This window comes from Antrihabitans auranticaus, assembly GCF_016481275.1.
Lineage (GTDB): Bacteria > Actinomycetota > Actinomycetes > Mycobacteriales > Mycobacteriaceae > Antrihabitans.
Genome location: NZ_JAEMNW010000004.1, coordinates 146,798 through 167,690 on the forward strand (window position 1 = coordinate 146,798; position 20,893 = coordinate 167,690).

Genomic DNA, 20,893 nt, shown 5'->3' on the forward strand with positions numbered 1-20,893 from the left:
CTGCAGTAGGGGGGCAGGCGGTGCGGGACATGTTCGCAACACTAGAAAGGTGGACGATGGCACGTCGTTGGACTGCAGACAACATCCCGGACCAGGGGGGCAAGACCGTGGTCGTGACCGGCGCGAACAGCGGGCTCGGCCTGCGCAGCGCGGAGGCGCTGGCAGCCAAGGGCGCCAAAGTCGTTCTTGCTTGCCGGAATCCGGCGAAAGCCGAGGAGGCCGCGTGGATCGTGCAGAAGGCCGCCAGCGGGCCGAAGCCGCAACTGGTCACGTTGGATCTCGCCAGCCTCGAGTCGGTGCGGCAGGCGGCCGAGGAACTGAACACCTCCTTTTCGTCGCTGGACGTTCTGATCAACAACGCCGGCGTGATGGCAGTCCCGCGCGGCGAAACTGCCGATGGGTTCGAGACTCAGTTCGGTGTCAACCATCTCGGCCACTTCGCGTTGACCGGTCTGTTGCTGCCGGCGTTGTTGCGCTCGCGGGCGCCACGTGTCGTGACCGTGTCGTCCAACGCGCACTGGGGCGGTTACGGTCTACCGACAGCCAAGGGGCGGGGCGGGGTGTACCTGCGGTATCCGGCGTACGCGCAGTCGAAGCTCGCGAATCTGCTTTTCACCGCAGAGCTGCAGCGACGCGCGGAAAGCGCGGGGGTACAGCTACTTTCGGCCGCCGCTCATCCCGGCCTTGCCGACACGCACCTCTTCGACGGTAAGGGCGAGCGCAGCCTGTCGGGCCTCGTTACCGCTGCTGTGCAGACCGGGATGCACATGATCGCACAGCCGGATTCGATGGGTGCCTTGCCTCAGTTGTATGCGGCGACCATGCCGGATGTTCGCGGCAACACGTATCTCGGACCGTACGGACCGGTGCCGCCGCTCCAATTCCGCGGTTACCCCGACCCGGGGCTGCGCAGCCCGCTCGCACACAGTCGCGCGCTGGCGCATCAGCTGTGGGAACAGTCCGAGTCGAGCACGGGAGTAACCTACGACTGGGACTCGAAATGACGAGTTTTCAGGCCTCGCGGGACACGCGCTTGGCAAGCGCCTCGGCATAGCCCGGCACCCACCTCGCGACCTCGGCGCTGTAAGCGCCGCGTGCCTGCAGTTGGCACGCGACGCCCATGCTGGTGGTTACAGCGTGGACCGAGTCCGTCAGTTGAGCAGGAATCGTCAACTGCCGGTGCACATTCGACAGCTGCGGTGACGTGACCGCCTGAACCTGCGTTCGCCCCCACTCCGGGGTGAACCGGAACGAGGCGGCCATGATCGGGTCGAAGACCACCCGGATGCGGTCGACGACGGCGTCCATATCGATCGGACGGTCGTCGCGTATCACGCCGTGCTTGCGGAGCATAGCCTCGATTTCGGGCGGGGTGCCGGTGAGGAAGACTTCGGACAGTTCGCGCAGCAGTGTCTGCTGATCGCCGGTCACGACCGCGCAGGCGCCGAAATCGAGTACCCCCAGCCGACCGTCCGGCAGCAGACGGAAGTTTCCCGGGTGTGGATCGGCGTGCACGAGACCGCACCGGTACTGACTGGACAGGTTCAATCGCCAGATCAGCATGGCGGCCCGGTCGCGTTGATCCTGGGTTCCGGAAGTGATGATGCGCGCAACCGGAATGCCGGGGACCCACTCGCTGATCAGAACGTCGCCGAACTGCCCAACTACTTGCGGGACAAGGAATTCGGGATCATCCGCGTAGGCCGCTGCGAACGCTGCCTGGTTTGCCGCCTCGTGCGCGTAGTCGAGTTCGTTCCGCAGCCGCGTGGTCACCTCGTCGACGACACGGTCGGTATCTGCTCCCGGGAAGAGGGCAGGGGCGAGGATGGCGAGCCTGCGCAATTGCGCGAGGTCGGATTCCATCGCCGTACGGATGCCCGGATACAAGACCTTCACCGCAACGGTCCGGCCGTCGTGCCAGACCGCGCGATGCACCTGCCCGAGGGATGCGGCGGCGGCGCGCCGGTCCTCGAATTCGCGGAACTCCGCCCGCCAGTCCTCGCCCATGTGCGTGCGCAGGACGTTGTGGACAGCCGACGGCAACATCGGCGGTGCGGCTTCCTGCAGGCGCGCGAGCGCCTCTCTGTGCGGACCGCCGAACCCGAGTTCGAAGATCGCCAGCAGCTGGCCGAGCTTGGCGACGCACCCTTTGAGCTCGCCAAGCACCGCGAAGAGGTGTTCGGCGGTCCGCTCTTGAAGCTCCTGCTCGACCTGTTCCCGCGGGCGGCCGAGCGCCCGCTTGCCTACGCCGACCGCGCGTCTGCCCGCGTAGGCGACCGGTATTGTCGCCAGTTTCGCGGTCCGGCGTCGGGCGGTGACGGGCATTGCTGGGCCGAACCGATCTCTGCTCATCTGCCCGCCTCCCCTTGTGGTCGAGGACACAGTCTATCGACTCGAAGGAGAATTGGGTACCGCCAGTAACAGGTATCCGCGGTATCCGCCAGGCAGGCTCATGCGTATTCCTTCAACCCGAACTTTACGTGTAGTCGCTTCGCCCAGGCGGGAGCCCACCAGCACGCGTCACCGAGGATCCGCATGATCGCCGGCACCAGGAACATTCGGATGACGGTGGCGTCCAATACAAGTGCCGCGATCATGCCGTACGCGATGTACTTCATCATCACGATCTCCGACAGCCCGAACGCGCCGGTGACGACGATCAAGATCAGGGCGGCAGCGGTGATGATGCCGCCGGTGTGGGCGATCCCGTACCGGATGCACTCAGGCGTGTCGTGTCCCGCCGCGCGACGTTCGACCATGCGGGACATCAGGAATATCTCGTAGTCGGTCGACAGGCCGAACACGATGGTGACGATGAGGATCAGCACCGCGAACATCAGTGGGCTCGGCGTGAACTCGAGCAATCCCGCCCCGTGGCCCTCGTAGAAGATCCACGTGACGACGCCCAATGTCGCTGTGAGACTGAGGAAGCTGACCAGCGTCGCCTTGATCGGCAGGACGAACGAGCCGAATGCCAGGAACATCAGCACGAAAGAAGCCACCAGCAGGATGCCCAGCAGCCAGGGCAAGCGATCGATCAGTCCGTTGATGCTGTCACGTTCCAGCGCAGGTGTTCCCGCGATCATGACCTGCACTCCGTCCGGCGGTGTGATCGCTCGCAGCTGGGTGATCACGTCGTCGACACTGTGCGGATTGTCGCGGTCGTCCAGGCCCGCCTTGTAGACGTTGATTCCGTTCTTGGTCGCCTCGGCTACGCGGAATTCGTCGGTCAGTCCGGACACTCGACTTGCGGCCCTTCGGATTTCGCCGGCCGCCTTGTTGTCGGCACCGGCTACAACGAGTCGGATGGGTTCGGTTCGCCGGTCGGGAAACAGTTGGTCGTAGGTTTCCTGTGCGACCCGAGTCGGGTTGTCGGCGGCGAGGTACTTCTCGCTGAGCCCGCCGAATTCGACGTTCTTGAACGGAATCACCAGTGCGAGCAACAGCAGGGTGATCGGCACGCCGAGCAGCCACGGTCGCTTCATCGCCCAGTTCGCCAGACGCGACCACGTGCCCGCGTCGATCTCGGCGCCGGTCTTCGTTCTGCGCAGGAACGGCAGGCCGAGCATGTCGACCCGGCGACCGAGGATGCCGAGAATCGCAGGAAGCACGACGATCGACAGGGCGGCGGCGAGCACGATGGTCGAAATCGCGCCGTAGGCAACCGACTTCAGGATGCCGTGCGGGAAAATCAGAAGCCCGCCCAGGCAGGTGACGATGATCGATGCAGAGAATGCGATCGTGCGACCGGCAGTCGCGACGGTGATCCGCACGGCTTCATCGGGTGTTCGCCCCTCGGCGATCTCCTCCCGGAATCGACTGACGGTGAACAGTCCGTAGTCGATGGCGAGTCCGAGGCCGATCAGCGTGACCACCGAGCTGGCGAAGACGTTGACATCGGTGAACAGCATGACCAAGCGAAGGATGCCGCCTGCGCCGAGGATGGTGAGCCCACCGATGAACACCGGCAGGGCCGCGGCGACGACACTGCCGAAGACGAAGAACAGGAGCAGACCCACCAGCGGAAGCGCTATCAGTTCGGCGCGGCCGACGTCGGACTCCATCCCGGATTGCATCGCATCCGCGACGGGGAGCAGCCCGGCGACTTGAAGCCGGAGCCCGTCGATTGCGAGGTCGTCCTTGATCGCCTCGTAGTTGGCGAGTGTCTCGTTGCCGCCGTCGCCCGCGAGGCCGATGCTCGCGAATGCGTGCCGACGGTCGTTGTCTGCCAGGTCTTTTGCGAAGGAGCTGTCCCAAAAGCTGTCGTATCTGAGGATTTCGTCCGGATGGTCCGTGCGCAGCTGCGTGAAGTGCGCTTTCGCGGCGGCCGCGATGTCGGGGTCGTCGACGCGCCTGCCGTCCGGCGCGGTGTAGAGCGCGATGACGTCAGCGTCGGTATCGCGGCCGAACGTGTCGTCGGCGAGGATCGATCCGGCAACAGACTGGCTCGTGTCGTCGAACCAGCCCTCTTGGCTGAGCTGGTTTCCGAAGTCCATGCCGTACAGGCCAAGTCCGCCCATGAGCAGAACTGCGAGCACTATCGACGGGTACCGGAAGGTGAAGGCGATCCGGCCCAATGCGAGGAACATGGTCGGCGTCCCGCGCTAGATGCAGGCCTGCGACGGGTAGTCCGCAATCTGCAAGATTGCACACACGTCGCCCTTGCGCACCTTCCATGTTCCGTCGAGGGCGACGAACTGGACCTGGAAGTTTCGTTCGGACGCCACCGAACCGTCCTTCTGCAGCCAGAACGTTGCGTTGAGCGTGCCGTCGCCGTTGTCCTCGACCGGATCCTTGACGCCGTACTTCGCGCCGGGGTTCTCTTCCATCGCCTTCCATAAATCGGGTGCGTCGGCCCGGAAGGACTCACCCTCTTCGATGAGCGCAAGCCGGTCTTCGTCGGGCAGGCCACGGTCGAGCACTCCTCTGATCCGCGTATCCAACTCGGCAGCGGTCGGGACCGGCGGTAGCCCTGTGCCTGCCGTGGGCCCCCCGGAGATCGGCGTCGCGGCGGCAGCGGCCAGGGTGCTGGTCGCCGGCCCGTCCTTCACGTTCGACCCAGTGCATGCGGTCAGTGCGAACGCCGCCGCCAGTCCGGCGATCACGGTCCCGAGGCGCATCGTCATCGTTCCTCCTGCGTGTCAGCCAGTCCGACCCAGACGGGTGTTCTCCATTCGGCGAAATTCGCCGGATTTCTCCATTCCTGGGTAACAATACAACGCCATGTGGGGCGATCTCCACGTCCCTGGGTGTACTGTCCCAGACAGTAATAGTGAATCGAACGCCTTGATGAGATTAGATAGCCGCGCAGTGACAGCCGAATTGTCGCACCACGCTAGGTATCGGTGCGCATCTGTCTGGGTCGGATGCTCGAAAGTCCAGCGTCGGTTGCTCGAAAATCGTAGGCGACACCGCGCACCACAGCGCGAAGGAAGGGGCGAGCCACGTGACAATTGCTGAGTCTCCGGTCGTGAATTCGCCGTTACGGCGGCCACAGCCGGGGACACCGTGGTTCATCCGGATGCCGTTCGCATTGTTCGCATGGGCGTGGAACACCGTCATCGGCTCGATCGGCACGTTCGGCCGGCTCATGCTGCTCGTCGCAGACACGACGACCGGTCTCGTGAGCGAAGCGACGCGGCTCCGCCACCCGTGGAAGGAGACGCTTACTCAGGCATGGTTCATGATGAGCGTCGCGTTCTTTCCCGCGATCCTCATCGCCATTCCATTTGCGATCGTGATCCAGGCGCAAGTGGGTTCGCTCGCCGCACAGGTCGGTGCGACATCCCAGGCGGGCGCTGCCGGCGGACTCGGCGTGATCCGGCAGGCGGCACCGATGGTGTCCGGAATTCTCCTCGGCGGGGCGGTCGGCGCTGCGATCGCTGCCGACCTCGGCGCACGGACCATCCGCGAGGAAATCGACGCGATCCGGACCATGGGTATCAACCCGAATCATCGGCTCGTCGGACCTCGCGTCGCTGCAATGCTGATTGTCGGCCCACTGCTCTGCATCCTGATCATCTTCATCGCGATGTGCACGATCTACGCGACGATGCTCATGCAGGGGGGCGTTGCGGGCGCATTCTTCAATTCGTTCGCTGCCTTTGCCTCGACGACCGACCTCTTCATCGCAATCGCCAAGACCGTGATCTTCGGGATTCTCGTCGTCTTCATTGCGAGCCAGCGCGGCATGGAGGCAGGCGGCGGACCGAAAGGTGTTGCCGACGGCGTGAATGCGGCGGTTGTGATCGGCGTCCTGACTACGTTCACCGCCAATGTGCTCATCACCCAACTCTTGTCGATCTGGATTCCGGAGCAAGCACTCTGATGGTTCCTTCCAAGCATCTCCCGTCGGGCGCCCGGTATGCAGCTCGTCTCGGTTCGCTCGCGTCCGATCCGCTCATCGGACTCGGCCATCAATTGGCGTTCGCCTTCCAAGTCCTGCGCGCGGTTCCCCACACGGTCAAGCATTACCGCCGCCAGATCGGCGTCGTCTTCCTCGACATCGGTTGGGGGAACGGCCGAATCATCGTCGGCGGCGGCACCGTCGGCGTCGTCGTTTTGATGGGAGTGTCGACGGGCGCGATGATCGGCATCGAGGCGTTCCGAGTCCTCGACATGCTCGGCATGGGTCCGCTCGTCGGATTCATTTCGTCGTTCGCCAATACTCGCGAACTCGCGCCCCTCGTCGCCGCGATCGGCTTCGCCTCGCAGGCGGGGTGCCGGATGACGGCCGAGATCGGGGCCATGCGCATCTCCGAGGAGATCGACGCGCTGGAAGCTACTGCGGTGCGGCCCATTCCGTTCGTCGTCACGACGCGCGTAATTGCGGGGGTGCTGATAATTGTTCCGGTCTACCTCGCGACGCTCGCGTGCAGCTACTTCGCGACGGCGTTCTTCATCAAGGTCGTGCACGGTCAGGCAGGTGGTACCTACAACCACTACTTCGAAGCGTTCCTCGTCCCGAGCGATGTCATCCTGTCCCTGCTCAAGGCCGTCATCTTCGTGGTGCTGATCATCCTGGTGCACTCCTACTTCGGCTACTACGCCAGTGGTGGCCCGGAGGGTGTCGGTGTCGCATCGGGGCGCGCGATCCGCGCCAGTCTGGTGCTGGTCATCGTGGTCGACATGTTGCTCACGCTGACGATGTGGGGAGTCGCCGGCGACGTCAGGGTGACGGGATGAAGCCGTGAACAGATTCGAAGATCTCTCCGGCCGTGGCCTGAAAAGGCCGCAGCTCTTGGGCATCGGGGTCGGCGGCGCGGTCGTCCTCACCGCGATCGCCCTCGTCTTCTCGATGTACACCCAGGGCAAATTCACCGACGTGTTCGAGGTGAATATCGAGTCTGCACAGCTCGGCGAGGGCATAGTCGCCGGGTCCGACGTCAAGATGAACGGACTCCGGATCGGCCAGGTCACCGAAGTCCAGACCCTCGGCGCCCAAAGCCAGCGACTCCGCATCGCGATCGATCCGAACGAAGCCGAACACATCACCGAGAATCTCAACGCACGGTTCGTCTCCTCGAACACGCTCGGGATGAGTTCGGTCGAGCTCTTCTACCTCGGCGCGCCGGGAAAACCGCTCGAAGCCGGCGGAACTATCGAGCTACCTGCGGACAGTCGCACGATCACCGTCACGTCGATGATCCGCAAGATCACCCGTACTTTCGACCGGATCGACACCGATGCCGCCGGACGCGTCGCGGAAACCATGATGTTCGAAGGCAGTTCGGCCGGCATCGCCAACATGATCCGGACCGCAATCGAACTCGGTCAGATCGAGGTCGGCGACGAAATGCTGGTCGGCCTGGACCCGCGTCCCACGATCGATTCGGTGACCAAGCTCAGCAAAGAAGCGGTGCGGATGACCAACGACGCACTGGACGGGTTCCGGTCGATGCGTGACCGACTCGATTATCTTGTCGCGCACGGCGACGACGAGGCGGCGATCGTCAACTTCATCTCGATCGTCACCGGAGACGCCGGCGCGGCGATCTACCGCCAGCGCAGCGGGGTGAACAAGTGGGTCGACGCCATTGTTTCGATGACCAGTCCGCTCACGACCGGTGCCAGCGGAATTGCGGGGTTCTACAACCGATTGCCGCACTTGCTCGACCGCGTCGACCAGTCATTTGTCCGCAACACGGACGGGACGGTGTCGTTCCAACTGCAGGTGATTTTGGCGAGCATGCCCTATCTCGCCGGTGACCCGGCGTCGGTGGGTGTGGGAAGGCCTGCGGTAGGGCCGATTCCGGGTCTGCCCGGAGTCGCACTGCCGACGATTCCGCTGCTTGGGCTACCGCTGCCGGGCCTGCCCGTTCCAGGAGGTGTGCCCCGATGAACTCGGTTCGGGTATCGGCGATCAAGCTCGGCATCGCCACGGCGGTGATCGCACTGATGGCCGCAATGCTGGTGACCGTTCTGCGGACGCCGGTCAAAGGTACTACGGGACAGACGTTCACCGCGTTGATCGAGGACGTCTCCGGCTTGCACAGGGGCGCCGATGTTCGGATGGCGGGTGTCCAGGTCGGCAAGGTCACCGACATCGAGCTTGACGGCACGGTCGCCGCGGTGACCTTCAACGTCCGAGACGATCAGGTGGTCTACGACAACACGGTCAGTGCCGTGCTCTTCCAATCGTTGGTTGGACAGCGCTATCTCGCGCTGCTGCAGCAGGAGGCTCCCGGCGCTCGGCTCGAGTCGGGATCGACGATTCCGCTGGAACAGACCCAGTCGTCGTTCGACATATCCGAGCTGTTCGACGCCGTGCGACCCATCTTCGAAACGGTGTCGAGCGGAAGCGTCGACGACTTCCTGCAGAATCTGTTGCTGCTCGTCTCGGGCGACGGCCGCGGTCTGGGTCCTGTTCTCGACGATCTCGACAAGATCATTTCCGTTGCGGCCGATCAGGATCCGATCGTCACGGCGATAGCCGACAACCTCGCTTCGATGGTGGACCGGTTCGAGGGCAAGGCGCCGTTGCTCGATCAGATGATCGACCGCACGATGGCCATGCTCGACCAGGTGCACGGGCACACGGACCTCCTGAAGTCTTTGCTCGACACGGGGGTACCAGGCCTCGGGGTGGTCCTGCCGTGGGTCGATCAGATCTCGGCGCTCTACTACGACAACTTTCCCGGCTTCGACAGGCTCTACAACGAGTACGTGCCATCGGTAGCGATTTCGCTGATTCGGCAGACCCTTGCTGCTGTCCCGCTTGCGGCGACGACGCTCAACGGGCTCTTCCTTGATCAGCGCTCCGGGCAACGGTGGAGTTGCCTTGCCGGACTGCCGATCCCGACAACTGTCCTGGTCGGCACGGAACGAATGGAACTCTGCAAATGAAGGCGCGCACGACAGACGAGCAGCGGCGATTCGAGTTCCGGGTCGGAATCGCTGCCATCATGGTCACTGTTGTCGCCCTACTTGTCGGGGTCGGCGCCGCGGTGATTCCCTTCGGCGAGACCGTTTATCGGGCCGACTTCGCCACCTCCGGCGACGCTCGCATCGGCGACGAGGTCCGGGTGGCGGGTATTCCGCTCGGCTCGGTGCGCAAGGTGATGCTCGTCGGCGATCACGTCGAGGTCGAGTTCGGACTTGACAGCGCAGTGCATCTCGGCGAAGAGACGGCCGTCCATATCAAGGCACTCACCCCGATCGGGGGTCGCTATCTCGATGTGAAGCCGGCCGGTGCGGGCGATGCCGCGGGGAAAATCATTCCGCGTGAACGCAATACGACGCCGTTCGACCTAGGTTCGGTATTCGAGGAGTCCGCGCCTGCGCTGATGAAGCTCGACGGAGGCAAACTGCGGCAGTCGATTGCGAAGCTGGCGGGTGCATTCGAAGAGCAGCCGGAGGCTCTGGAAAAGATCCTCCAGAACGTCAACGAGCTCTCGGCAATTGCCTACGCGCGCAAGCAGCAGCTCGAGCGTTCGTTGAAAGTGAGCACCGAGTTCTTCGAGGTCATGTTGAGCAAGGTCGATCGCCTCGGCAGGGCGGGGGACCAGCTGGTCGAGCTCTATCGCGATCTCTCGGCGCGCAGAGAACAGATCGTCACCTTCGCCTCCCAGATCCGCAGATTGTTCGACCACATCACCATTCCCGTCGGCCTGTTCCACGAATTGATCGAGCCGACGTTGGAGCAGGGGTACGACAGCTTGGACAAAGCGGTCGTCGAGTTGCTGGCACACAAGGACGAACTCGATCGGTTCAGCACAGAGATCGCCCCAGTACTCGAATGGTTCTCCCAGCACTCCGAGAACCCGTACGTGACAGTCGACCATTCGGGCGCGACGGTGACCGGCACGCAGTTGTGCCCCGCGGGGACACCGGGATGCTGACGGTGAAGCGCGTGACTGGCAACAAGTACGTGGTGGCGATGCTTCTCGTCGTCGCCCTCGCGACGGGAGCCGTTGTGACCGTCACAGGCAAGGGGTACTACGACGCACACCGGGGCCCGATACCGATCTGCGGGTACTTCCGCGACGCGGTAGGCCTCTACGAGGGAAACAAGGTGACGATGCTCGGCGTCCAGATCGGGAACATCACCGAGATCGAGCCGGTCGACGATCATGTCCTCGTCCGAATGGATGTGGACCGCAAGGCAACACTGCCCGCCGAACTGGGCGCGGTGACCATCGCGAGCTCGATCGTCACCGACCGACGTGTCGAGCTGACGCCCGGATATACCGGCGGTGCGACTTTCGACTCGAGCGCGTGCATTCCACTCGAGCGCACTCGAACGCCGGTCGGATTCACCGAGTCGATGCGTGCGATCACGCAGCTGTCCAACGACATCACCGGCAAGGACGAAAACGCGCCACTGCAGGCGCCGCCGCCGGACGAGCTCAGCCATGCGATCAATGTGCTTGCAGGACAGGTCGAATCGGTTGCCGAGCCGTTGAACGGTTCGATCAAGAACGTCTCCGGACTGCTGGGTGACAGCGCGTCGGCGGCCAACTTCATTCTCCGTCAAGTACTCGACAACGTCGGCAAGATCTCGCAGGGGCTCGACGCAGGCAACTCGGGTGCCGAGTTCACGTTGTCCGCTGCGGCGGACGCAGCGAATATCCTGACCGAGATCATCCCGGACATAGTCCGGATCACGCACGACGTCTCGGTGTGGGTTCCGACGATCGCGCGGTTCATCTACAGGTGGGGAGAGCCGCTCGTTGCCGGCGCGGACTACGCGTACCCGCACGTCCACACCTTCTTGAGCAACGTGCCCGCGGCTGTCGACGTGCTGCGGCAGATCCCGCCTGCTGCACAGAACATGATGAGGATGTTCGATGAGGACCTGGGCGCGGGCAGGCTGCAATACCGGCCGCCGAGCTTCCGGGTGAATCCGCAACTCGCGCAGGATGTCTGCATGATCGCCGTCCAGGTCTATCCGGCATGCAATCGTGACTTCACCACCGGCGGCGCGATGGATCTCGGCATCGTGCAGTTGATCCTCGCCGCTGCAGGGCAACGGTGACGTCGATGCTGCGACGAGTTGCTCTCATTGCCGTCCTCGGTGCATTTCTTGCCGGATGCGCTGTTCGGCCTCTCGACCTCCCACTGCCGGGAACGCGCATGAGTGGGCCTACTTACCGGATCGACGTCGAGTTCGGCAGCGTACTCAACCTGCCGCTGCGAACTCGCGTCGAACTCAACGGCGCGGTCGTAGGTATGGTCGAAAACGTCGACGTCCGTTCGGATCCCGACGCGTCCGTACCGTCGCTGGCTGCGGACAAACAGCCGTCCTACCTCGCGATCGCGACACTCCAGATCGACTCGAAGGTCGAACTACCTGCGGAAACGACCGTCGAAGTGCGTCAGCACACGCTGTTCGGCGACTTGTTCATCGGACTGAACCTCCCCGAAAAGCCCTCGGGGCGAACGCTTACCGATGGCGACACGATTCCGATCACGCAGACGCGGCCAGCGGACGCGCTCGAGGACTACATGATCGCCGTCGTAGGTTGGGTGAACGGCGGATCGATCCCGTTCATCCAAAACTTCCTCACCGACGTCAACAGTGCGTTCCCGCAGCGCCCAGCAGATTTCGAGAAGTTTCTCCAGAAGTCGACGCTGACATTGCATCGGATTGCCGAATCGAACGACCAGCTGGCGCAGGTGCTCGACCACGCGAGCCAGGTGATCGATGTAGCTGGGCAGGCAGAAGACTTGTGGCGCTTCGTCTTCGCCGATACTCCGGTGCTGCTGGACGTGGTGTTGCGCGTACTTCCCGACCTCGTCACGTTCGTCCGGGGCATCCGTGACATCGGCGCATGGGGCGGTGAGGTCGGCGATGTGCGTGCTCAGTCCGTCACCGATGCCCTCGGCGCGTGGACGCCTGTACTGCAGTCGATCATCATGTCGCCCAACACAATTCCGAAGAACATGGCAGCAATCGACGCGCTACTCAGCAACAAGATCGGCCCGTTCCTTGCCGCGAACGGCCGGCCCAACATCATCGTCTCCGACGTCGTACCCCAGACGCCGGCGAGCGCTCTGACCGGTGACCAGGACAAGGACGCGCGAATCATCGCCGCCAACGAGCAGGCGTTCCGCGACAAGGTCACGCCCGTACTGCGGATGCTTGGGTTCGTTCGATGAGGGGGAAGATTGCCGTCTCTGCGGCCGCGATGGTCGCGCTGGCGCTGGCAGGTGCGTCCTATCTCGTGGTCGGCGTCTTCAAGTACGACCCGGGGGAGTCGACAGTCCATCTCGTCGTCGAACTACCGAGTTCCGGTGGGCTCATGGAGACATCGCCGGTCACCATGAACGGTCTGCAGATCGGCAAGGTGACTGCGCTGGACGAGAGCATGAGCGGTGTCGTCGCAGACCTCGCGGTCGAATCGTCCTACCCGATCCCCATGGATTCGGTTGTGACTGTTGCCAACTTGTCCGCAATCGGCGAGCAGTACTTGAATTTCGCGCCGAAGACCGCGCAGGGACCGTATTTCGCCGACGGTGCACGGATTTCGGGCAGCCAGGTCGTGCCGCCGTTGACGATAACGCGAGCGCTCAACGGGCTCGACGACCTCATGGGACAGGTTCGACCGGACGATATCAACAGGCTGTTGCGTAGTGCCGATGTCGCGGTCGACGGTGTTCGGCCCAATATTGCGCGACTCGTTCACGCAGGCAGCATGTTCGCGACGACGCTTCGGCAGAACAGGGATCTCGTGTCCCGCCTGCTGCAGTTCGTCGCCGGCGCGTCGGCGGCGTCCGGGGAGTCGCAGGAAGCGGCGGCCGAGGCCATCGGACGGCTCGGGGCGACACTGATTCCAGAACTGCCTGCCTTGATCGACGACGCGATCACGATCGTCGATTCGAGCGGCGGAACGAAGATCGCTCCCTACACGCCGCTGTTGAGCAAGCTCATCGGCTACATCGAGCTTTTGCTCGGCCCGGACACCGAGCCGATCCTCGACATCCTGCAACCCGTCCTGTTCGACCCGATCCGCAGCCTGCCGATCGACGCGAACAAAGTGATGGACGTTCTCCTGCAGGCTTTTCCGAACGGACACGGGATGCGTTTGCTCGTGGAAATACCGAAATAAGGAGGCACAGTGCCGACGAAGAACATCACCAACGGATCGATCGTCAAGTCCAGGCTGACAGGGGACGAGGACGTCGTGAATATCGACGACACCGTTTCCGAACCCGAGGCTCCGAGGACTGGCAAGAGTTGGCGTGAACTCGGTGTCCGAATCCCGGTACTCGTCGTGGCTGCGGCGGTCCTCCTTGCGCTGGCGCTGACGAGCGTCCTCGGCTACCTGTACTGGAGCGCATCGGACCGCAGTAGTGACCTCGAGGGAACCGTTGCGGCGCAACGGCAGACGGAGCAGAACCGCGCGGCGGCGTTGACCGCGGCGACCAACTTCATGACCACGGCCAACAACATCGATTACCAGAACCTCGATCCGTGGTTCAAGCAGATGACAGACGGCTCGACCGGCGCCTTCCGCGACTCGTACGAACCAGTGAAGAGTGGCATCGGCGAAGTGATCAAGGCGTCGCAACTCAGGATCGCCGGCACAGTGAGCCAGGCTGCGATCTCCAGTCAGACCGACAACTCAGTCCGGGTACTCGCCCTGGTCGACCAGACGATCCAGTCGGTGAAGCTCACCCAGCCGACCCAGGTAGCGACCGCGATGTACGTCGACCTGATGCTGGAAAACGGGGTGTGGAAGGTCTACGGCATGAATCAGGGGGCGGATCAGACGGTTCCGTCGGCGGGTGCTCCTGCGGACCTGGTGCCTGTGCCGGGGGAGTGATTGGACTGGCGGGGGTCAGCCGTGGTGATCACGAGGGAATGGTCCGCGGCGCGCCGCGTGGGCGAGTCTTTTGGTCGTGATCGTCGGGGCCAGGCTTGGTGATCACGAGTGAATGGTTCACGACGCGCCGCGTGGGCGAGCCTTTTGGTCGGTCTGGGCGTGGATGGGGCTGCAGCGCAGACCTTTTGCTCGTGATCATCGGGGGTGCGAGGGCCAGGTGTGGTGATCACGAGTGAATGGTTCACGACGCGCCGGGCAGGCGAACCCTTTGTTCGTGATCATCGGGGTGCGAGGGCCGGTGTGCTGATCACGAGTGAATGGTTCACGACGCGCCGGGCAGGCGAACCCTTTGTTCGTGATCGTCGTAGGGGTCGGCGGGGTGGGCAGAGGTCGCTGAGTCCCGCCGCGGTGATCACGAGTGAATGGTCCGTGACGCGCCGCGCGGGCGAGCCTTTTGTTCGTGATCATCGGGGGTGCGAGGGCCCAGCCGTGGTGATCACGAGGGAATGGTTCACGACGCGCCGAGTGGGCAAGCCTTTTGCTCGTGATCATCGTGGGTGCGAGGGCCCAGCCGCGACGACCCCGACTGAATGGTTCTCGACCCGCCGACGAGATAAGCCCTTGCCCGGCGACCACCCGGACCGGTGCTCAGGAGGGGGTTAGTACCGATCGGTGGAAAGCCTCGATCACTCGGAATGCTGCGCGACCCTCGGGAAGTACGTCGGCGAGGACGGGGAAACCGTGGATCTGGTGGTCCCAGATCTGCAGGCGGCATGGCACATTCGCCGCGGCGCAGCGTTGCGCGAGTCGCTCGGCGTCCGACAGCAGCACCTCGCTCGCGCTGCAGATGATCAATGTCGTTGGCAGGCCGTCGAACTCGTGGTTGACCGGAGACCACGCCGGATCGAGCGTTCCGTCCTTGGCGTAGCCCCAATCCAGGATCACTTTTACCGCGCGTGGCGAGAGGATCGCGTCCCTGTTGGCGTTCGGGTGCGCCAGTCGCGCGGTGCTGTCGAGATCGCCCGCCGGGCTGATCGCGGTGATTCCGCCGGGGACGGGCAGGCCCGCGTCGCGCGCTGCGATCGCGACCGCGAAGGCCAGGAAGCCGCCTGCCGAGTCGCCCGAGAAGATTATCTTGCGCGCGGGAAAGCCTTGGGCAAGTAGATGTTTGTACGCATCCAGGCCATCCGCGACTGTGTCGGTGATGTGGTAGTTCGGCAATCGCCGATAGGCCACGTTGAGAACCGGGGCTCCGCTCGCCATCGCCATTCGTCCCAGGAGTCGGCGGTACGCGTTGAGTCCGCCTGCAATGAATGCGCCACCCTGGAAGAACAGCACCGCACCGGCGTCTGACGCATCGGGTCCCTGCTGGTCTTGGTGCCAGATCCATTCGGCTCCACATCGATTCAGGGCGAGACGTCGACGACGAGTGCCGCGCATCAGCGGGAGTGGTGCGGCGGCGAGGTCCGCGAAGTTGGCGATCCGGAAGATCTGTGGGTGCGGACGCGGGCTGAATTCGCCGAGGCGGCCTGCCAATTCGAGCCCCGCGCGTGCAGTTGCAAACGCCAAGGGATAGACGATCCTCGCGGGCACGCTCGGCCGGTGGAGTCTCTCGATCGTCAGTGATGACGTGGTGGCAGTGCTGGTCATGGGTTACCCTCCGAACTCACGGAATTCGAACTGTCTCAGACAGTGTATGTGAGGCGCAGCGCTAGAGCCGACTTCGGTGTGTTCGGTCACGCCTCGGGCGCCGCATCGACGCCGAACTTGCAACCGTTCGGAGTGGCGGTTCGTCCGCCAAATGACCTGCGTAGCAATGAAGAAGCCGCGTGCGGCGCTCATCTGACCAGTCCGTAAATGCGGGCGTTGCGGTCGAGCGGGGCGCGAATCCGTGAGAACGGGTGTGTATATGCAACTGTCAGGAACAGTAAACTCTCAGCCGTTCAATCTGCTGAATACGACGCTGGACGTCTGGCCTCAGCGCCCACAAGGGCATCGCACTTCGAGGTCGCACTGCATCGATTGCCGGGAAGATCCCGGATGAGGAGAACCACAACGATGAACCGAAATATCGCCGCGCTCGCCAGCGCACTGCTTGCCGTCCTTGCGACGGTAATGGTGCCCGCGACTGTGAGCGCCCATCCGTCGATTCCCGGCAGCACCAGCGGCGACGGCCTGATCTGGGTGCCCAGTGCCGGCATCGGCTCTATCCAGGGCATCGATCCGGTGACCAAGCAGGTCGTCAAGACTGTGCAGGGCGCCGCTGACCACCCGGTGGTGATCAAGGCCAACGCAGACGGCACGCTGCTGTTCACGAACAGCTTCGGTCCGCTCATCTGGGAAGTCAGCGTCACCGACGTCCGGACCGGGCAGATCATCAAGCGGATCCCGACGTTCGGCAACGCCTGGGCGGTGACAGCGATGTCGCACGACCACAAGTACCTCTACGTGCCGACCTCCCTGAGCGCGGTCCAGGTCATCGATACCAGCACACTGGAGACGGTCCGCGTCATACCGGTCCTGTTCCCGCCGGGCGGGCCGATCCATCTCGAGGTCGCGAAGGACAACAAGTCCTTCTATGCCATGCATTTGGCAGGTTTCATTACCAAGTACGACGCCGTCACGGGCGCTCCGCTCGCACCGCCGCTGTGGGGGTACGGCATCGGCCCAGGCTGGGGTGGGCTGTCCGAGAACGGTGACACGTTGTACGCGATCAACCTGTTCTCCGGCGTGACCGCAATCGACACCGCGGGCTGGTACGTCAAGCGCGTGCAGTTCTCAGGACTGGTGTCGGGTCCCGTGTCGGCGACGCTGACCCCTGACGGCGAACGCCTGTGGGTATGCAACTGGGGCGACAACCTGATCCTGGTTTACGACGCACACACGATGGAACTCATCCACAAGGTGAAGTCGAACGGCCTGCCCATCTACGCCGGATTCTCGGCTGACGGAAAAACGGCCTACGTGAGCAACCTCGGCCCGTCGTCGGACAAGATTCCCGACTACCTGTTCCCGGCCAAGCTTGCTCAGGTCGTGTACCCGATCCTGAATCCCGAAGGTTCGACGTTGGATTTCTACGACACCGCGACCATGACGATCACCGATCAGGTGACCGTGAACAACGGCCCGATCGCCGGCGTCTACCCGCGGTAGAACTGTCTCGTGTCCGAACCGAAAGCAGGCTTGCCGGCGGGCCTGCTTTCGGTCTGATGTTCAGGGATTCCCCGGCTCTGCCGCCGGCGACCGCCGGGCTCCAACATCAGGTGCGCAGCATCGCCAGTGTGACCGCGCCGCGGCGCAGGGCTTCATTCGCCAGACGCACGCGCCGGTCCCCCTCCGCCGGGATCCCGAACTTGTCGTACATGTTCTGCAGATGTTGCTTGACGGCCGCATCCGTGACGACCAATTCGAGTGCCAATTGCCGCGTCGACGCAGGTACGGGAAACCCATCGCTGGAAACCAGCGGCCGACAGAGCGCGAGCAGGACGTCGAGTTCGCGCGGCGTCAGCCGGGGCGGTGCGACGAAAGTTTCGACGGACCGGGTCGGTTCGTCGCCGAGTGTGCTGTCGAGACGACTCCGGTCCCAGAACACCAAGCGTGACTTGCCAATTCGCATCTCGTCGCCGGAGCGAAGGACGCGCTCGCCGGCAACCTTCTCCCCATTGACATAGGTACCGTTCCGGCTCCCGATGTCGCGAAGCGACCACGCCGATCCGTGAAACTCGAGCACAGCGTGGAGGCGGGAAACGGTCGCATCGTGGTCGATCGAGACCACATTGGTCGCCGCTTTACCGATCGTCACAGTTCTGCCGGTCGACACAGTGTTGCCGATCGTCGCAGTGTGTTCGGTCAACGAGAAAAGCTCCCGTCCAGACGGTCGCCAGATCTCCAGGTGGGAAGCCATTCGCCAATTCTATTTGGCAGGGGCGCAAAACTCTGTGGGGAGAAGTCCCCCATCTGGCAGCTTCCCCGCGAGGCCCCCATGCTCCTCCAACCCCTGACACATGACCATGACTCCGGGGAGCAAGCCGATGGAACCAGGCACCGACGCCGTTGCGATGGAGCGGGATTCGATCTTTCGTCAGGGCTGGCGCGACAGTCGTTCCGCGTCGAAGGGGCCGGGCAAACTGCTCGAGCAGCCGCGGTGGATCACCACGGGACTCGTCGCCCTCGGTGCACTGTCGCTTGCAGGGGTGGCCGCAGCGAACGCGGTGACCGTTGCCCGCACCGAGGCGCTCACCGCCGTGACGCAAGGCGACTCTGTCGTGGCAATGCGGTCCGGCGAGCCGGCTCCCGACCTGGGCACCGTCGCCGAGTTTCGCGACGCGTCGGGCATGTCGTGGCCCGCGATCGTCATCGAGGTGACGACGACGCAGGTGCACGCGCAACTGGACGGTCCGCGCTCGCTGGTGGTCGGCGAACTCGTCGTTCCCGCGGCCGAGGACCGGCTGATCGACATCCTCGTGCCGAGGCTCTGGTGATGCCGCGCCGAGGCTCGATTCCGTTCGTCGCGCAAGCAGAGGTCGCCGATTGCGGTGCCGCCGCGTTGGCCATGGCGCTGGGCTACCACGGCCGCCATGTCTCGTTGGCCGAGATGCACGAAGCCACCGGCACCGGACGCGATGGAATCGACGGCCGTCGACTCGCCGAAGCCGCCGCTACCTACGGTTTACGTGCTCGCGGGGTTTCCACCGAACTCGACGACCTGCGCGTGCTGCCACGTGGCACTGTATTGCATTGGAGCTCGGCTCATTTCGTCGTTCTCGACTCGGCGTCGAAGCGCGGGGTAACGATCGTCGATCCCGCCGTCGGACGCTGCAGCGTCTCCTGGAGCGCCGCCAGCGACCTGTACAGCGGTGTCGCGATCATGCTCGAGCCGACCGACTCCTTCGTCGCGGGCGGCCGCCGAGCGCCGGGTGCACTGCATCACGCGCGCCGGTTGCTGACCCGCTCGAGCGGGATCGGCTCGGTACTGGCGACGTCGGTCGTCGTGCGGATAATGGCACTGGCCGTGCCCGTACTCACCGGCCTGGTCGTCGACCGCGTGGTGCCGAACGGCGACGGTCACCTCCTGAAGGTGCTGGGCGCCGTGATGGCCGCCCTCATCGCGTATTCGGTTGCCGCGAGCTACCTTCGGGCCCATCTGCTGCTCCGGCTGCGCAGTCGGCTCGATATCACCATGACGCTGGATTTCCTCGAACATCTCGTGGATTTGCCGTACGCGTTCTTCCTGAAGCGGTCGTCGGGTGACCTGATGATGCGGCTGCGCAGCAACGCGACCGTTCGTGAGATCTTGACGACCGGCACCCTCGCGGCGCTGCTCGACGGCGCGCTCGCGACGCTGTATCTGGTTGTACTCGTCGTGCTGTCGCCTGTGCTCGGGATGCTCGTGGCAGTTCTCGGTGCAGCCCAGGTGACGGTGTTGCTGGCAGCTCGACGCCGCAACCAGCATCTGATGGGGGAGGCGCTGGCGACGGAGGCGCACTCGCAGTCCTACGCGTACGAGATGTTCTCGGCAGTCGAGACGCTCAAGGCCGCGGGCGCGGAACGACGCGCCGTCTCGCATTGGACCAACTTGTTCGTCGCAGAACTCAACGTCTCGCTGCGACGCGGTCGCCTCGAAGCCCTCGTGGAGACCGCGATCCATGGCCTGGCGCTGCTGTCGCCGATCGCTGTCCTGCTCGTCGGGGCTCACCTGGTTGGCAGCGGTGCTTTGTCGCTCGGTTCCATGCTTGCGCTGGCTGCCCTCGCGTCCGCCTTTCTCGAGCCCCTGGGCGTCCTCGTTGCGACAGCGCTGCAGGTGCAGTTGCTCGGCAGCTACCTCGCGCGCCTGGACGACGTCTTCAACACGCCGACCGAGACAGCCGGGCGTGAGCTGCGACATGCGCCCGATCTGGCCGGATCCGTGCGTGCCGAAGGGCTGGGCTTCCGCTATCAGCAGGACGGTCCGGCGATCGTCGAAGGCGTCGACCTCGCCGTGTCGCCCGGCCAGGTCGTGGCAATTGTCGGGCGGTCCGGATCCGGCAAGTCCACGCTCGGCCGGCTGCTGCTCGGCCTGTATCCGCCGTCGTCGGGCCGCGTGCTGATCGACGATCTGGACATCTCGACCTTGCACCCGCGAGGCCTGCGCTCTCAGATCGGCGTTGTCACGCAGGACCCCTATATTTTCGGACTCTCGATCCGCGACAACTTGCTCATGGCAGACCCGAACCTGCCGATGCACCAACTCGAGGAAGCCGCAGAGGCGGCCGGAATTCTCGACGACATCAACGCAATGCCGATGGGCTGGGAAACCGCTCTCGTCGACGGTGGGGCGTCGCTGTCCGGGGGACAGCGACAGCGACTCGCCCTGGCGCGAGCACTTGCACCGCGCCCGCGGATCCTGTTACTCGACGAGGCAACGAGCAGCCTCGACACCGTCACCGAGGCAAGGGTGCACGCCAATATCGCGCGGCTCGGCTGCACTGTCGTCGTCATCGCACACCGGCTCGCCACCGTGATCGACGCCGACCACATCGTTGTGCTCGACGCGGGCCGGGTGGTGGAAGCCGGTACCCACTTCGAACTCGTCGCCGCAGACGGCCATTACGCCCAGCTCGTTGCCGGGCAACTCGTGTGACAAGGAG

Annotated in this window: 18 protein-coding genes; 13 read left to right on the plus strand and 5 right to left on the minus strand. The window is 64.1% G+C overall.

What is annotated here, in order from left to right; genetic code table 11:
• Window positions 1-56: 56 nt before the first annotated feature.
• Complete coding sequence (locus tag JGU72_RS18705) at window positions 57-1,004, plus strand: oxidoreductase (protein ID WP_199685523.1); 948 nt, start codon at window positions 57-59, stop codon at window positions 1,002-1,004.
• Between the two features lie 7 nt (window positions 1,005-1,011).
• Here the strand turns inward: JGU72_RS18705 and JGU72_RS18710 are convergent, their stop codons facing one another.
• From JGU72_RS18710 to JGU72_RS18720, 3 genes are all read right to left on the minus strand, one after another.
• On the minus strand, window positions 1,012-2,352 hold the full coding sequence (locus tag JGU72_RS18710) for an ABC1 kinase family protein (RefSeq protein WP_199685524.1): 1,341 nt from the start codon (window positions 2,350-2,352) through the stop codon (window positions 1,012-1,014).
• Between the two features lie 98 nt (window positions 2,353-2,450).
• Entirely contained in the window at window positions 2,451-4,589 is a 2,139-nt protein-coding gene (locus JGU72_RS18715) for an MMPL family transporter (protein WP_199685525.1), read from the minus strand.
• Window positions 4,590-4,604: 15 nt separating this feature from the next.
• Complete coding sequence (locus tag JGU72_RS18720; RefSeq protein ID WP_199685526.1) at window positions 4,605-5,126, minus strand: WKL family lipoprotein; 522 nt, start codon at window positions 5,124-5,126, stop codon at window positions 4,605-4,607.
• A 344-nt stretch (window positions 5,127-5,470) separates the two neighbouring features.
• Here JGU72_RS18720 and JGU72_RS18725 point away from each other — a divergent pair, with 344 nt between their 5' ends.
• The 9 genes from JGU72_RS18725 to JGU72_RS18765 are packed head-to-tail and all read left to right on the plus strand — an operon-like array spanning window position 5,471 to window position 14,267.
• Window positions 5,471-6,328 carry an MlaE family ABC transporter permease gene (locus JGU72_RS18725; protein WP_307828512.1) on the plus strand — a complete coding sequence of 286 codons (858 nt, stop codon included), beginning with the start codon at window positions 5,471-5,473 and terminating at the stop codon, window positions 6,326-6,328.
• Window positions 6,328-7,185: an MlaE family ABC transporter permease gene (locus JGU72_RS18730; protein ID WP_199685527.1), complete on the plus strand. Its 858-nt coding sequence runs from the start codon at window positions 6,328-6,330 to the stop codon at window positions 7,183-7,185. Before JGU72_RS18725 ends, JGU72_RS18730 begins: the two co-directional genes overlap by 1 nt.
• A 4-nt stretch (window positions 7,186-7,189) precedes the next feature.
• The gene (locus tag JGU72_RS18735; RefSeq protein ID WP_199685528.1) at window positions 7,190-8,341 is read left to right on the plus strand and encodes an MlaD family protein; all 1,152 of its coding nucleotides are present in this window, start codon (window positions 7,190-7,192) and stop codon (window positions 8,339-8,341) included.
• On the plus strand, window positions 8,338-9,345 hold the full coding sequence (locus JGU72_RS18740) for an MlaD family protein (RefSeq protein ID WP_199685529.1): 1,008 nt from the start codon (window positions 8,338-8,340) through the stop codon (window positions 9,343-9,345). The genes JGU72_RS18735 and JGU72_RS18740 overlap by 4 nt, the downstream gene beginning before the upstream one ends.
• Complete coding sequence (locus tag JGU72_RS18745; protein ID WP_199685530.1) at window positions 9,342-10,340, plus strand: MlaD family protein; 999 nt, start codon at window positions 9,342-9,344, stop codon at window positions 10,338-10,340. Before JGU72_RS18740 ends, JGU72_RS18745 begins: the two co-directional genes overlap by 4 nt.
• Window positions 10,341-10,351: 11 nt before the next feature.
• Window positions 10,352-11,476: an MlaD family protein gene (locus tag JGU72_RS18750; protein ID WP_199685531.1), complete on the plus strand. Its 1,125-nt coding sequence runs from the start codon at window positions 10,352-10,354 to the stop codon at window positions 11,474-11,476.
• Window positions 11,477-11,481: 5 nt separating this feature from the next.
• Entirely contained in the window at window positions 11,482-12,600 is a 1,119-nt protein-coding gene (locus tag JGU72_RS18755) for an MlaD family protein (RefSeq protein ID WP_199685532.1), read from the plus strand.
• Complete coding sequence (locus tag JGU72_RS18760) at window positions 12,597-13,550, plus strand: MlaD family protein (protein WP_199685533.1); 954 nt, start codon at window positions 12,597-12,599, stop codon at window positions 13,548-13,550. The genes JGU72_RS18755 and JGU72_RS18760 overlap by 4 nt, the downstream gene beginning before the upstream one ends.
• 9 nt (window positions 13,551-13,559) lie before the next feature.
• Window positions 13,560-14,267 (plus strand): hypothetical protein, encoded by a 708-nt coding sequence (locus JGU72_RS18765; protein WP_199685534.1) that lies wholly within the window; start codon window positions 13,560-13,562, stop codon window positions 14,265-14,267.
• A gap of 648 nt (window positions 14,268-14,915) precedes the next feature.
• Here JGU72_RS18765 and JGU72_RS18770 read toward each other — a convergent pair.
• Window positions 14,916-15,917, minus strand: a complete 1,002-nt coding sequence (locus tag JGU72_RS18770) for an alpha/beta hydrolase fold domain-containing protein (protein ID WP_199685535.1) — start codon at window positions 15,915-15,917, stop codon at window positions 14,916-14,918.
• Window positions 15,918-16,325: 408 nt separating this feature from the next.
• Between JGU72_RS18770 and JGU72_RS18775 the strand changes: the two genes are divergently transcribed.
• The gene (locus tag JGU72_RS18775; RefSeq protein ID WP_199685536.1) at window positions 16,326-17,420 is read left to right on the plus strand and encodes a YncE family protein; all 1,095 of its coding nucleotides are present in this window, start codon (window positions 16,326-16,328) and stop codon (window positions 17,418-17,420) included.
• Between the two features lie 106 nt (window positions 17,421-17,526).
• Here the strand turns inward: JGU72_RS18775 and JGU72_RS18780 are convergent, their stop codons facing one another.
• Window positions 17,527-18,171, minus strand: a complete 645-nt coding sequence (locus JGU72_RS18780) for an FHA domain-containing protein (RefSeq protein ID WP_199685537.1) — start codon at window positions 18,169-18,171, stop codon at window positions 17,527-17,529.
• 127 nt (window positions 18,172-18,298) lie between these two features.
• Here JGU72_RS18780 and JGU72_RS18785 point away from each other — a divergent pair, with 127 nt between their 5' ends.
• Together JGU72_RS18785 and JGU72_RS18790 are read left to right on the plus strand one after the other, a co-directional pair.
• Window positions 18,299-18,748 carry a hypothetical protein gene (locus JGU72_RS18785; RefSeq protein ID WP_199685538.1) on the plus strand — a complete coding sequence of 150 codons (450 nt, stop codon included), beginning with the start codon at window positions 18,299-18,301 and terminating at the stop codon, window positions 18,746-18,748.
• Entirely contained in the window at window positions 18,748-20,886 is a 2,139-nt protein-coding gene (locus tag JGU72_RS18790) for a peptidase domain-containing ABC transporter (protein ID WP_233532688.1), read from the plus strand. Before JGU72_RS18785 ends, JGU72_RS18790 begins: the two co-directional genes overlap by 1 nt.
• Window positions 20,887-20,893 lie beyond the last annotated feature (7 nt).